Source organism: Streptomyces thermovulgaris, from assembly GCF_002155915.1.
Taxonomy (GTDB): Bacteria; Actinomycetota; Actinomycetes; order Streptomycetales; family Streptomycetaceae; genus Streptomyces; species Streptomyces thermovulgaris.
In genome coordinates this window covers 1-12,497 of the sequence record NZ_MUME01000039.1, presented here as the reverse complement: position 1 = coordinate 12,497, position 12,497 = coordinate 1, and the positions used below count along the sequence as shown (strand labels likewise).

The following is a 12,497-nucleotide window of genomic DNA, read 5'->3' as shown; positions in this document are numbered from 1 at the left end:
CGCTGCGCCCGGCCCACCAGCTGTGGGGCCCGGATCAGGCCGGGTCCTCCACGAAGGAGTTGCAGGCGGAGGAATTCGTCGCGCAGGTGGTGCCGCAGCCGTCGCCCGTGGAACACATGAGCTTGCCGTGCGGATGCTCGGCAATGACGACCTTCACGTCCAGGGGCGCGAAGTCGTCGTCCAGGCCCGTCGGCGCGGGCGGCGCGGTCAGAGTGATGCTCGTCATGCGTGTCCTGCCTTTCCTCTTCTTCCAGTGGTGCGGGACGGCCTGGCTCCCGGCGTCAGGCCGGGGGCCAGGAGAGCGAGATCCGGCTGTGCACCTTGTCGATGACCCGGTCGGCCGTGATCTGGTCGTCGGGGGTGCCGGCCGGATGGACCCGGATGACCGGGCCGGGGCCGCCGCGGTGGCTGGTGTCCCAGTCGCGCAGCACGCCGGCGATCTTGTCGGCGAGCTGCCCCGCGTGCGGGCCGAGAGCGTGTACGCCGTACTCGACGTGCTTGTTGTCGTCGGTACGTCGGGTGACGAGGTAGGCGAAGGAGTCGTCCTCGACAGCGGCGAGGGCGAACCGCTTGTTGGTCGGGGCGACCACCCCGGTGTCCAGGTCCTCGTCGACGGCCATGATGCAGAACCCCGGCAAAGCGATGGCCATGGTCATCTGGAGGGTGTCGATCAGTTCCTGGAGGCCCACGGTGACACCGGTCCACATCTCGTGGCGCGGCATGGTGACGGCGTTGTCCAGCCGGTGCGGGTCGGCCGGCAGGCCGTCATCGAACCGCAGGCCGATCTCCGGGGTGCCATTGACGAGGAGGAGTTCTTCCCGGTGGGCGGTCGAGCCCTGCATCGGCACGAAGCCGCAGATCAGCGCCGACTCGCTCTCCAGGTACGTGCCGTGCTCCCCGGTGATCTGGGTGAAGGCGACCGAGCGGGTCAGCCCCCGCATGCGCAGCGGCACCACGAGTCGGCCGTCGGGCTTGAGCTGGGTGATCCAGGCCGGAGCGATGTCCCAGGCGCCGACGGTCACCATGACGACGTCGACCTTGCCGAGGTCCGGGATCGGCTCGGCCGCGTCGGCGGTGAGGACGCGCACCTTGTTGTAGCCGTGCTCATCGAGGAGCCGCCGGGCGCGGTCGGTCACGCTGGGGTCGATGTCCACAGTGACAACCTCGCCCCCCTCACCGACGAGTTCAGCGAGGTAGGCCGCGTTCAGCCCGCCCGAGCCGATCTCCAGCACTCGCATTCCGGGCCGCACCCGGGCCTGCTCCAGCATCATGGCCTGGATCTGCGGCGCGGACACCGAGCTGAGCTGCACGCCGTACTCGTCGGTCTTGGTGATCACGGCGGCGTACGTGTCGTACGCCTTGTCCAGCGGCGTGTTGGGGGTGAACTCGTGCCGGGGTACCTTGCGCATCACCGCCTCGATCTGCGGGGAGGAGATCGTGCCGTCCGCGCACAGCTCGTCCACCACCTTGTTCCGCAGGCGGGTTGCCTCGTCGGGCTCGATGGTCGTCTCGGTCATGAACTTCCTTCGGTCGTACGTGGTCGGAGGGACAGGGTGGTGGGTCAGGGGCTGTCGACGGCTCCTTTCCGTCTCGCCAGGGCCAGGAGATGACGACCCGCGTGTGCCGACGCGTGATGACGCGGCCCGCGGGAAGCCAGGAGTCCGGCGTACCGGACGGGTAGACCTCGATGTGCACGCGGTACCCGTGGTGGCCGCGATCCCAGGTCTGGATCTCCTCGGTCAGGCGCTCGGCGAGCGCTTTGCCCTGCAGGCCCTGGCCGAGAGCGCCCAGCTCGAACCGGTCAGGGCTGTTCGAGTTGCTGTACGGGGGAGGCCCCGAGCCGGTTGGAGAACCGCCCGACGGTCCGATCCGTCACGTCTGGACCGCCGGGCGGTCGTCTACGCTGCGGGTACAAGATCGTCCAGATTGACGACTTCGTACTCCCGTGGTTCGCGTATGAGCTGGGAGGCGAGGAACCAGCCGGTCTGCGGATGGCTGTAGGGGAGAGGGGCCTCGGTGCTCGTGAGGGCCTGGACGCTGTTCTCGCCGTACTGGTACGCGGTACCGATCACCCCGTAGAGCGGGAACCGGGCGGCCAGCAGCGCGATGTGTCCCTTGCGCCTGAGGTGTGGGCACCGTTGAGCCGCCATCCGGGCGTGCTCCCGGCAGACCGGCGGCTGCGCGGTCCTCAGCGGGGCGGTGCAGTCGAGACGGTCTGCCGTCTTCAGGAAGAGAACGCCGTCGCGGTGCTTGACCGGGGCCGTGCACACCTGGCACCGCAGGAAGGCCATCGTCACGCGCCGGCGCAGCGGGTGCACCAGCCGCCACCGCGGGTCTCCCGTCGGCTTGCCGAAGGCGTCGAGCGACATGGAGCAGCGCGCTCACAGCACGCCCTTGAGGTCTCGGTCCCGTGGGTCCTCGTCCACGTACGCGAGCCGAGGACGCCGGTCCGGGCCGGGGCGCATGCACAAGTTGAGAAGCAGGTCCGCTTCCTCGCCGGCACGTGCCGTGATGTACAGGACGACCAGAGCGGTTGCAGTGCTCACTGCTGCCCCTCAGGGGTGGAGTCCGAGCCCTTTTCGGCGGGCTGCGGTGCCGTGGGGGAACACGGTTCGGAGATGGCCGAAGAGGGAGTCTGGGGAAGGCTGCATCCGGAGAAGCCGGGCCGGCCGGAGGGGGCGAGGGCGGCGCGGACGGTCTTGCCGGTTCCCGCGTGGTGCAGGAACCATGTGACCCGGGCGCCGAGGCAGGCGACCTGCCACAGGCCCCGGCCCTTCTCGCCGCGTACGGCGGCGTCGAAGTCGGGGAAGGCCGGGTCCATGTCGGCGACATCGATGAGCAGCGCACCCGATTCATCGAGCGCGACGCTCAACGTGAGCTGCCTCTCGCACAAGGGCGCGGTGCTGGGCACTCCGTGCTGCACGCCGTTGTCCACGAGCCGGCTGACGACATCGACGGCCTGCTGGACGTCCCCGGGCCAGCCCAGGATGGTGACCATCTGCCGGGTCCAGGTGCGCGCGGTGATCAGAGCCCTCGGGGCGCCGGGAAGCTGCGTGGTGAAGCTGCGGACGATGGCCGCGGCCTCCGGAACGCAGGCTGCTGTCTCGACAGTCATCGAGAGATCTCCAGGGGATGGGTCGTCGTGGACAGGTCGGGTCACGGTGTGCTCTGGAGCAGGGGTGTGGGCTGTGACTGTTCGTTCAGGGAGTGGCCTTTGACGGCGCGCTGGTCCTTCGCCTCGACTCCGCTGTTGACGGTGTAGCCCACGAGCTGCATGAGGCAGCCGCGGAGCCGCTGGGCGAGTTCGTCCATGCGGCTCTCGGCCTGCGGTACGGAGCCGAGGACATTGCCCACGTCGTCCAGCCAGGCGTGTCCGTCGTACGGCTGCCAAGTACGGATTGCGGCGAGGGCCGCTTCCACGGCCCCTCGCTCCGGGAGGCATGCACTCCACCGGGCGGTCCCCCACCGCGGTACGTCGGCATTGCCGGCGCGGCGGCTCAGGGCACGGGAGGTCACTGGGGACCTCCCGTGACCGGCAGGCTGCACGAGACGGTCATGCCATCACCCTCGAGGCCCCAGGTTCCGGCGGCTTCGGTGACGATGAGGGCGACGAGTTGGAGACCGCGGCCGTGTTCGTCGTCGATGGAGCCGTGGCGAGCGGGGATTCGGATGCCGGCTCTGTCGTTCCGTACGGCGATGTGCAGACGGTCGTCCTGGAAGGCCAGGGTGAACCCCACCTTTGTGCCTCGGCTGTGCATGACGGCGTTGGTGATGAGTTCGGAGACGATGAGGCTTACCGCGAACTCCATGTGCGCCAGGCTGTGGAAGGAGAGAAATGCGCGAGCGATGCGGCGCATGGCACCGGCGCGGTTGGCGTCTCGTGCGGGCAGCTCCTCCCCTGCGCGGCGCGGAGCGATGTCGAACGTCGTCTCCAGCCGGCCCTCTGGGCGAGGGCGGACGCCATGGCGGAGCGCGAGCCCTGCGTGGCCGGCTAACTCCTTCCTGGCCGGAAGGGCCATGCTCGACGCCGTAGCTGTACCCATTGACTCTCCTCGTCGCGATCTGACGTGGTGCTGGAAGCCGCCTGCTGGCTCATGTGCACCTAGGTAACCGTCGCGCCGGGGCTGGTGTGGATGCCGTATGGGCCGGAAACTGAGTGCGGCCCCCCTGCCGTTTTGGCTTTCCCTTTACTCTCATGCGCGGGGCGGACCCTAACGTTCTGTCATGCCAAGAACACGCAACGAAGCGCTCGCTTCGTGGATGCGCGAGCACAAGGTGAAGGTCGGGGAGCTGACTTCCCTGGTCAACGCGGAAATCAGCAAGCTGACGGGTCGGCAGGGCACGGTCAACGACAGGCACGTCTTCAAGCTGCTCCGCGGTGAACACCGCTCGCCCAACACCCTGCTGAGGACGGCACTTGAGAGGGTTACGGGCCTCCCAGCCACAGCGTTAGGCTTCGTTCCCCGGGGGAGTAAGAACTCAGACCCTTCCCCAGCACCCGAGGACGATCCCTTGTATCGCCGCACCTTTCTCGCCGCGGCCACCGCCGCTGGAGCCGCACTGACCGCACCGTCCGCTACGCAGCGCCGACTCGGATCGGCCGACGTGGACCGGATGAACGCGAAGCTGGCAGCCCTTGTCAGCATGGACAACAAGTACGGAGGGACACGGGAACTCCAGCAGCATGCCGCCGCGCTCGCTGCCGAGACGGTGGCCCTGCAGAACTCGCACACAGCCTCCGCCCGTATCCGGTCCGAGCTGTACGGCGTCGCGGCGGCGTTCACCGCGAGCGCCTTGTGGGCCGCCATCGACGGCCGCCGCCTTGGCGAGGCCGAGCCGTACCTCAACCAGGCCGTCACCCTCGCCGGCCTGGCCGACAACCGTCATGTGCTGTTCCGGGTGTGGGGCCACGCCGGGATCATGTACCGGTACCTCGGCCGCCCCGCCGACGCCGTCGCCGCTGGTGAAGCTGCCCGGGCCACGACCGTCGCCCGCAGCGATCCCATGTACGCCTCCCTTGCCCTCGCCCGGCTCGCGACCTTCCATGCCGACGCAGGTGACCACCGCAGCGCCCTCCGCGCGATCGACATGGCCCAGGCCGGCTTCGACCGGGCCGACCCGGCGAAGCACCGCCCGCCGTGGATGGGCTTCTTCGACCAGGCCGAGCTGGACAGCCTGGCCACCTTCACCTACTTGCGCCTCGGCAAATGGGCGGAAGCCGAGCGCCACGCGCACCGATGCCTCACCAGGCTGCGGCCCGACCTCGAACGGAACCGCGCCCTGACGTACGCCAACCTGGCCCTGGCCCAGCTCGGCCAGGGAGACATCGAGCCGGCCGTAGCCGCTGCCCAAAAGGTCCCTTCCGGGATTGCCGGCCATGGCCGCGTGCACATGCTCCTGAACACCTTCACGACCCGGCTCACGACCATGGCGCCCCGCAGCGCCGCAGCCACTGCGTGGCTTGAGCACCGGAGGGCAGCCGCATGAACGGCATCACCTACCGACGGACCAGCGACGTGTCCGAGGTACGCCAGCTCATCCTCGACATCCATGTCGAGGTACGCGGTGAGTTCGGGCTGATGGACCGTCCCTTCTACCACCGCGACCGGTTCGACGAGCGGCTGATGGCGTATGCGTCCCGACCCGGCTGGGAAGCCGTCATCGGGTACGACGGGGACGAGCCGGTCGGATACGTCTTCGCGGTGCCGCTCGGTGAGAACACCGCATGGTGGTCAGCCGAACGCGAACCGCTTCCGGCCGACTTCGTGAGGGAAGACGGCCGGCGCACCCTTGCTCTGAACGAGATCCTGGTCCGCCGCCCATGGCGCGGTACCCACGGCCGGGGAACATCCCGCGAGCTTCACGAGGAACTGCTGGCACAGCGCACGGAGCAGCGCGTCACGCTCCTGGTGAACCCGGCCCTGTCCGGCGGACGCCTCAAGGCCGTGTACGAGTCCTGGGGCTACAAGCAGATCGGCAGTCAGCAGCCGTTCGACGACTCGCCGGTCTTCGCCACGATGCTGCGGGACCCGCTGCACCAGTAGAAGCACCCGGGATGTGCGTCCGATCAGCCGTTCCAGCACCCGCCTCGCCCGGACGCATGCGGAACTCCGGCAGGCATCGAGCCGCGTCACCACGCTTCTTGCCCTCCGCGAGACACTTCGCAGTGCCCTGACGCGCTGTTCTGCCATGGCACGCCGCAGTTGCCCGAAGTCCTTGAAGCCCTGCTGGGACGAGTACCCGCACGCACGCCTGCCTCCGCGCCCGGATGACGCGCCGCAGCGCTCGAAGGGCGGGGCTACCCCGGACTCGTGGTCGACGCGCTCGGCGGCTCGGCGGCCGGCCTGCTGCTCACCGACCTCAGCAGCGAGGCATGGAGAATCCTTGACGCGTTCGAGGACGACCGGTACGAGCTGCGGCAGGTGACGCTCTCCACCGGAGATCATGGATGGGCGTACACATGGCCGGGCGGCGATGCTCTGGCCCAGGACTGGGATGCCGAGGAGTTCAGGACGCGGCACCTGGATGCGTACGCCGCCCGGTGCGTGCAGATCTCCGTGGAGCTGGCTGCGGGACTGCGGGGCGGCGCCCGGTGAGTGAAGCGGCGTTCGAGGAGCGGGTTGCTCTCGAACGCCGTCGCGCATCAGTCGTCACACGCCGCGGCGGCGGTCGCGGCGGTCACAGGCCGGGGGCGCCCCAGACCGGGAACCAGCGGCTCAGGTCCTGCTCGATGCGCAGATCGTTCTCGAGGGCGGCCCTGACCTGGAGTTCGAGCGCGTTGTCGCGGCGCTGCGCCCGGCCGGGCAGCGGGGCGAAGGGATAGAAGGTTCCCCGTTTGTACAGGTAGACCAGTGCCAGCCGGCGGCCGGTGCCGTCCTGGAAGCCGGTCAGGGAGCACAGCAGCTGGGGGCCGAAGCCCTGGAACTCCAGCGCGCTGTTCACCGCGTGCAGATCGTTGACCAGGTCCGGCAGCTGGTCCGGGGTGCGGCGGGAGACCAGCCAGGAGTAGCCGTAGGAGTCCCGGGTGAGCTCCACGGGCGGGCCCGAGCGGCCGGCGTCGGCGTCCAGGAGGGCCTGGACCTCGCGGTGGACCTGCTCGAAGGCCGCGCCCTCGACCGTGGCGAAGCACACCGCGCCCTGCCCGGCCGGGGTGAAGCCGGTCGCCGCCTGCAGTGTCACCGCCGCCGACGGCAGCGCGAACAGCTGGTCCAGATCGGGCCGGGCGGGTTTCGAACGGCCGAGCAGGATGTCCAGAAGGCCCATGCTCAGCCCGCCTTCCCCGGAGTCGCGGCCTCGCCCAGCTCGGCGGAGATCCGGCCCAGCTGCTCCAGCCGCTGCTCCAGGCTCGGGTGGGTGGAGAAGAGCCGGGCGATGCTGGGGCCGGAGCCCAGCGCCGGCGTGAAGTAGAAGGTGTTGAAGGCCTGGGCGGTGCGCAGGTCCCGGGACGGGATCCGCGCGATGTCGCCCGTGACCTTGGTCAGCGCGGACGCCAGGGCCGAGGGCCGTCCGGTCAGCAGTGCCGCCGCCCGGTCCGCGGCCAGCTCGCGGTACCGGGACAGCGCCCGGATCAGCAGGAAGCTGATCACGTACACGGCCGCCGAGACGCCCATCACCGCGGCGAGGACCACCAGGGTGTTCTGGTCCTTGCGGTCCCGTCCGAGGAGCTGCGAGTAGAAGGCGAACCGCACGATCAGCCCCGCGAGCACGCCGAGGAAGGAGGCGACCGTGATCACGGCGACGTCCTTGTGCGCCACATGGGACAGCTCGTGCGCGAGGACGCCCTCCAGCTCCGAGGGCTCCAGCCGGCGCAGCAGCCCGGTCGTCACGCACACCACCGCATGGTCCGGGTTCCGGCCCGTCGCGAATGCATTCGGCATGTCCATGTCGGATATGGCGATCGTCGGCCTGGGCATGTCCGCGAGGGCGCACAGCCGGTCGACCACCGCGTGCAGCTCGGGACTCTCCTCCCGCTCCACCACCCGGCCGCGCATCGCGAACAGCGCGATCCGGTCGGAGAACCAGTACTGGGCGACGAGCACACCCGCCGCGATCACCACGACCAGCACCCAGGACTTCAGCAGGGCGATCAGTGCGGCCACGAACGCCACGTACAGCAGCCCGAGCAGGAACAGCGTGACCCCCATGCGCACGGTCAGCTGCCGGTCGCTCCGGAAACGGCTCTGCATCCTGCACCACCCCGCCCAGCCGGACATCCGGCGCAATCGGGACTTCTCTTGTCATCCAGTGTGCACCTGCGGGTGCTCAGGACGAGGTCCCGTGCGGTCCCGGAGGCAGCTCCCGCAGGCGGCGGAGAGGGTGCGCTCGGCCCCGGCGGTCAGGCGCGCGTCTGGAGGTAGCCGAGGAACACGATCACCAGCGCGACGCAGCCGAGCACCACGACGGTGGACATCCACCGCGAGCGGCGCCGCGCGACGCGGTCCGGATCGGCGCGGAACGGGACCGGGTCCGGCGGATTGTTCCTCCAGCGGGCGGCGAGCATACGGGCCCGGGCGGAGGGCTCCTTGTGCTCGGCGGCGTCCGCCCAGCGAAGATCGAACTCGCGCTCCCAGTCGTCCGGCTCGGACTTCCCCGTCATCCCCGTCCCCTTCCCGGCCGCGTGCCGCCTCTGCCGGCCCTCCGTCTCCGAGATGCCGCGCCGGCGGTACCCGTTTAGCCTCTGTGATGAGAGCCGCACTCAGCAAGCGGCAGACCTACGACCGCGTTGCCGTACCTTTCCTGCTGCGGCCGCGGCCATCCGTCTCGTGCGCGAAGCCGTACGAGGGGGTGGAGAGGAAGGTATTCCCATGAAAGCACAACGTGCGAGGCGTCTCTTCGCAATGTCCGCAGTCGGAGCCCTGATGGCCGGCGGTGTCGCCCTGGGCACAGCAGGCACGGCTGCGGCGGCGACCCCGGCAACAACCCCGGCCCAGGCGTCCACCGGCCTCGTCCAGGGCGGTGGCTGCTACTACGGCGGCTGGTGGCGTGGCCACTGCGGCGGCTTCGGTGGCTTCGGGGGATTCCTCCCCTACAACTACGGCTACGGCTACGGCTACAACTCCGGTCCTGTGGTGATCCTGGTCCGCTGAACGCGGGCAAGGCCGAGGGCCGCTCCCTGCGACCCAGGGAGCGGCCCTCGGCCGTGTGTGCCGGAGCAGGCCGGCGCATCCCGCTGTCCCGTGGCCCGAAGGCCTCGTCCGGGGGTCCCGGCGAGAAGCCGGGACCCCCGGACGGCTCTGACGTCGAACCGGGTGCCGGATCAGACGTCGAAGTACAGCTCGAACTCGTGCGGGTGCGGACGCAGCTGCAGCGGAGCGAGCTCGTGCGTGCGCTTGAAGTCGATCCACGTCTCGATCAGGTCGGACGTGAACACATCGCCCTGGAGCAGGAACTCGTGGTCCTCCTCCAGAGCCCGCAGGACGGAGTCCAGCGAGGTCGGGACCTGGGCGACGTTGGCGTGCTCCTCGGGCGGCAGCTCGTACAGGTCCTTGTCGATCGGCTCCGGCGGCTCGATCTTGTTCTTGATGCCGTCCAGGCCCGCGAGCAGCAGCGCGGAGAAGGCCAGGTAGGGGTTGCCGGAGGAGTCCGGCGCACGGAACTCCACGCGCTTGGCCTTCGGGTTGGACCCGGTGATCGGGATGCGCATCGCGGCGGAGCGGTTGCGCTGCGAGTACACCAGGTTCACCGGGGCCTCGAAGCCCGGCACCAGGCGGTGGTACGAGTTCACCGTCGGGTTGGTGAAGGCCAGCAGCGCCGGGGCGTGCTTGAGGATGCCGCCGATGTAGTAGCGGGCGATGTCCGACAGACCCGCGTAGCCGGACTCGTCGTAGAACAGCGGCTCGCCGGCGTTCCACAGCGACTGGTGCACGTGCATGCCCGAGCCGTTGTCGCCGAAGATCGGCTTCGGCATGAAGGTCACCGTCTTGCCGTTGCGCCAGGCGACGTTCTTCACGATGTACTTGAACAGCTGAAGGTCGTCGGCGGCGGCGAGCAGCGTGTTGAACCTGTAGTTGATCTCGGCCTGGCCGGCGGTGCCCACCTCGTGGTGCTGGCGCTCCACCTTCAGACCGCACTTCTCCAGTTCCAGGGTCATCTCGGCGCGCAGGTCGGCGAAGTGGTCGACCGGCGGAACCGGGAAGTAACCGCCCTTGTAACGGACCTTGTAACCGCGGTTTTCCTCCAGCGCGCCGGTGTTCCAGGCGCCGGCCTCGGAGTCGATGTGGTAGAAGGCCTCGTTCTCGGCGGTCCGGAAGCGGACGGAGTCGAAGACGTAGAACTCGGCCTCGGGACCGAAGTACGCGGTGTCGGCGATTCCGGTGGAGGCCAGGTACGTCTCGGCCTTCTTGGCCACGTTCCGCGGGTCACGGGAGTACGCCTCGCCCGTGATCGGGTCGTGGATGAAGAAGTTGATGTTGAGGGTCTTGTCCCGGCGGAAGGGGTCCAGGCGTGCGGTGGACAGGTCGGGGAGCAGGGCCATGTCGGACTCGTGGATGGCCTGGAATCCACGGATGGAGGAGCCGTCGAAGGCGAGCTCCTCATCGGGGTCGAACGCCTCGGCGGGCACCGTGAAGTGCTGCATGACGCCCGGCAGGTCGCAGAAACGGACATCGATGAATTTGACGTCCTCGTCCGCGATGAATTTCTTGGCCTCGTCGGCGTTCTGGAACATCCAGCTCCTCCTGCTCCCGACCGTGGCGCCGGGGTGGGTAGATCGTTCTGTGCGGCCAGTGCGCGGCACGTGCTGCCTCGACCCTAGGAACGGGTGATTTCCCGGGCGTGACCCGTTTGTTTCGCAGACGTTAACCGGGCCGGCGCGGGACGTGGCGATGGCCACCCCACCGACTTCCCCGTTTCCGGCGCCGCAGTACGGTGGATGCGTGGACAACAGGCGAGCAGTTGCGTCATGGCTGTCGGGGCCGCGTGCGGCCATGGAGGAAGCCGGTGTCGACCTGGGTTACCCGGGTGAACAGCTGGGGCTGCCCAAGGAGGGGCCGGGCTCGATCGCCCGTCCGGGCAGGCGCCTCGGCGCCCTCGCCGTCGACTGGGCGCTGTGCATGCTGATCGCATACGGCCTGATCACCGACGGCTACAACCAGGCCACCGGCAACTGGGCCCTGCTCATCTTCCTGGTGCTCGGCGTCCTCACGGTCGGCACGGTCGGCTTCACCCCGGGCAAGCGCCTGTTCGGCCTGCGGGTGCTCACCCTGAGCACCGGCCGGGTGCAGCCGTTGCGCGCCGCGCTGCGCACGGTGCTGCTGTGCCTGGCCGTCCCCGCCCTGATCTGGGACCGCGACGGCCGCGGTCTGCACGACCGGCTGGCGGGCACGGTCGAGGTGCGGATCTGAGACCGGCACGGCCGGGGCGCGGATCCGTGCGACGGATTCATGCGGATCCATACGGACGACATGCGGATCCATACGGACGAGACGGGGCTCCCTCCATGAAGACAGGGAGCTCCGTCTCGTCCGTATGGATGGAGGGAGCTTCGGCGGCCCGCGGAACGCGGGGGAACCGAGGGCGGCCGGGCAGGGCCCTGGAGCCGGCCTCGATGAGGGACGGCGGGGAGCCGTGTCCGTACGGCTCGCAGGACACCCATGACGGCACGACCGGACGGCCGGGCCGCCTGTGACATGCGACGCCTGTGACGAGGGGGCGCCCGGACCACACTCCGGGCGCCCCCTCGTCACAGGCGTGATGTGTGTGCGGACGGTCAGCGGATCCTCGGGCCCCTCGGCATCCGCATGCCCTTGGGCATCGGCCCCTTCGGCAGCGGCATGTTGCTCATCAGGTCGCCCAGGGCGCGCAGCCGGTCGTTGGTGGTGGTGACCTGCGGGCCGGTCAGCACGCGCGGGTACTTCAGCATGGTGGTGCGCAGCTTCTTCAGCGGGACCTGGCCCTCGCCGGTGCCGATGATCACATCGTGCACCGGGACGTCCGCGACGATGCGGTTCATCTTCTTCTTCTCGGCGGCGAGCAGGGACTTCAGCCGGTTCGGGTTGCCCTCGGCGACCAGCACGATGCCGGCCCTGCCGACCGCGCGGTGGACCACGTCCTGGTTGCGGTTCATGGCGACCGCCGGGGTGACGGTCCAGCCGCGGCCGATGTTGTCCAGGACCGCCGCCGCGGCACCCGGCTGTCCCTCCATCTGTCCGAAGGCGGCCTGCTCGGCCCGGCGCCCGAAGACGATCGCCGTCGCGAGGAAGGCGAGCAGCAGTCCCAGGATGCCGAGGTAGATCGGGTGTCCGATCGCAAAGCCGATCCCGAGGAGGACACCGAAGGTGATGATGAAGACACCCGCGAGCACCAGACCGATCCTTTTGTCGGCCCTGCGGGTCATCTGGTAGGTCAGAGCGATCTGCTTCAGTCGCCCGGGGGTGGCAGCCGGGGCTGCGTTGTCCTTCCTCGCCATGCGTCGAAGTCTACGTGGCCCTCCGGGGAGCCGACGACGGCAGTGCCCGTACGGCTCGGCAGGGCCCGTGCGGGCACTGCCGTCGTCGGCT

16 protein-coding genes and 1 pseudogene are annotated in these 12,497 nt (G+C 69.4%); 5 read left to right on the top strand and 12 right to left on the bottom strand.

From position 1 onward, the window contains the following. Positions 1 to 34 precede the first annotated feature (34 nt). The 7 genes from CCN35_RS04630 to CCN35_RS04605 all read right to left on the bottom strand — a co-directional run bounded on the left by CCN35_RS04630 (position 35) and on the right by CCN35_RS04605 (position 4,019). Complete coding sequence (locus CCN35_RS04630) at positions 35 to 226, bottom strand: FxLD family lanthipeptide (RefSeq protein WP_067391935.1); 192 nt, start codon at positions 224 to 226, stop codon at positions 35 to 37. A 55-nt stretch (positions 227 to 281) separates the two neighbouring features. Further along, positions 282 to 1,517 (bottom strand): methyltransferase, FxLD system, encoded by a 1,236-nt coding sequence (gene fxlM / locus CCN35_RS04625; protein ID WP_067391932.1) that lies wholly within the window; start codon positions 1,515 to 1,517, stop codon positions 282 to 284. Between the two features lie 381 nt (positions 1,518 to 1,898). Then, the gene (locus CCN35_RS04620; protein ID WP_079129634.1) at positions 1,899 to 2,369 is read right to left on the bottom strand and encodes a hypothetical protein; all 471 of its coding nucleotides are present in this window, start codon (positions 2,367 to 2,369) and stop codon (positions 1,899 to 1,901) included. Between the two features lie 12 nt (positions 2,370 to 2,381). After that, positions 2,382 to 2,546 (bottom strand): hypothetical protein, encoded by a 165-nt coding sequence (locus CCN35_RS28245; protein WP_158100374.1) that lies wholly within the window; start codon positions 2,544 to 2,546, stop codon positions 2,382 to 2,384. Beyond that, positions 2,543 to 3,115, bottom strand: a complete 573-nt coding sequence (locus tag CCN35_RS04615) for an ATP-binding protein (RefSeq protein ID WP_067391928.1) — start codon at positions 3,113 to 3,115, stop codon at positions 2,543 to 2,545. Before CCN35_RS04615 ends, CCN35_RS28245 begins: the two co-directional genes overlap by 4 nt. Positions 3,116 to 3,156: 41 nt before the next feature. Continuing rightward, positions 3,157 to 3,420: a hypothetical protein gene (locus CCN35_RS04610; protein ID WP_067391925.1), complete on the bottom strand. Its 264-nt coding sequence runs from the start codon at positions 3,418 to 3,420 to the stop codon at positions 3,157 to 3,159. Between the two features lie 92 nt (positions 3,421 to 3,512). Further along, the gene (locus CCN35_RS04605; RefSeq protein WP_158100373.1) at positions 3,513 to 4,019 is read right to left on the bottom strand and encodes an ATP-binding protein; all 507 of its coding nucleotides are present in this window, start codon (positions 4,017 to 4,019) and stop codon (positions 3,513 to 3,515) included. A 205-nt stretch (positions 4,020 to 4,224) separates the two neighbouring features. On the opposite strand from CCN35_RS04605, the gene CCN35_RS04600 reads away from it, so the two are divergent. The 3 genes and pseudogenes from CCN35_RS04600 to CCN35_RS28855 form a co-directional block, all read left to right on the top strand. Next, positions 4,225 to 5,487: a tetratricopeptide repeat protein gene (locus tag CCN35_RS04600; RefSeq protein WP_067391919.1), complete on the top strand. Its 1,263-nt coding sequence runs from the start codon at positions 4,225 to 4,227 to the stop codon at positions 5,485 to 5,487. Then, positions 5,484 to 6,044 (top strand): acetyltransferase, encoded by a 561-nt coding sequence (locus tag CCN35_RS04595; RefSeq protein WP_067391916.1) that lies wholly within the window; start codon positions 5,484 to 5,486, stop codon positions 6,042 to 6,044. The genes CCN35_RS04600 and CCN35_RS04595 overlap by 4 nt, the downstream gene beginning before the upstream one ends. A gap of 252 nt (positions 6,045 to 6,296) precedes the next feature. Continuing rightward, a pseudogene (locus CCN35_RS28855) lies at positions 6,297 to 6,596 on the top strand (gamma-glutamylcyclotransferase); the annotation flags it as partial. Between the two features lie 82 nt (positions 6,597 to 6,678). Here CCN35_RS28855 and pspAB read toward each other — a convergent pair. From pspAB to CCN35_RS04575, 3 genes are all read right to left on the bottom strand, one after another. Continuing rightward, a complete protein-coding gene (gene pspAB, locus CCN35_RS04585; RefSeq protein ID WP_067391913.1) occupies positions 6,679 to 7,263 on the bottom strand; it encodes a PspA-associated protein PspAB in 585 nt (194 codons plus the stop codon). Positions 7,264 to 7,265: 2 nt separating this feature from the next. After that, positions 7,266 to 8,186, bottom strand: a complete 921-nt coding sequence (gene htpX / locus CCN35_RS04580; RefSeq protein WP_067391910.1) for a zinc metalloprotease HtpX — start codon at positions 8,184 to 8,186, stop codon at positions 7,266 to 7,268. Positions 8,187 to 8,335: 149 nt separating this feature from the next. Beyond that, positions 8,336 to 8,596 carry an SCO2583/SCO2584 N-terminal domain-containing protein gene (locus CCN35_RS04575; RefSeq protein ID WP_067391907.1) on the bottom strand — a complete coding sequence of 87 codons (261 nt, stop codon included), beginning with the start codon at positions 8,594 to 8,596 and terminating at the stop codon, positions 8,336 to 8,338. Between the two features lie 241 nt (positions 8,597 to 8,837). On the opposite strand from CCN35_RS04575, the gene CCN35_RS04570 reads away from it, so the two are divergent. After that, complete coding sequence (locus CCN35_RS04570) at positions 8,838 to 9,086, top strand: hypothetical protein (RefSeq protein WP_236560580.1); 249 nt, start codon at positions 8,838 to 8,840, stop codon at positions 9,084 to 9,086. A gap of 170 nt (positions 9,087 to 9,256) precedes the next feature. On the opposite strand, the gene glnA is transcribed toward CCN35_RS04570, so the two are convergent. Continuing rightward, a complete protein-coding gene (glnA, locus tag CCN35_RS04565) occupies positions 9,257 to 10,666 on the bottom strand; it encodes a type I glutamate--ammonia ligase (RefSeq protein ID WP_067391852.1) in 1,410 nt (469 codons plus the stop codon). 208 nt (positions 10,667 to 10,874) lie between these two features. Here glnA and CCN35_RS04560 point away from each other — a divergent pair, with 208 nt between their 5' ends. After that, positions 10,875 to 11,342 (top strand): RDD family protein, encoded by a 468-nt coding sequence (locus CCN35_RS04560; protein ID WP_067391849.1) that lies wholly within the window; start codon positions 10,875 to 10,877, stop codon positions 11,340 to 11,342. A 365-nt stretch (positions 11,343 to 11,707) separates the two neighbouring features. On the opposite strand, the gene CCN35_RS04555 is transcribed toward CCN35_RS04560, so the two are convergent. Beyond that, a complete protein-coding gene (locus CCN35_RS04555; protein ID WP_067391846.1) occupies positions 11,708 to 12,406 on the bottom strand; it encodes a DUF4191 domain-containing protein in 699 nt (232 codons plus the stop codon). Positions 12,407 to 12,497 lie beyond the last annotated feature (91 nt).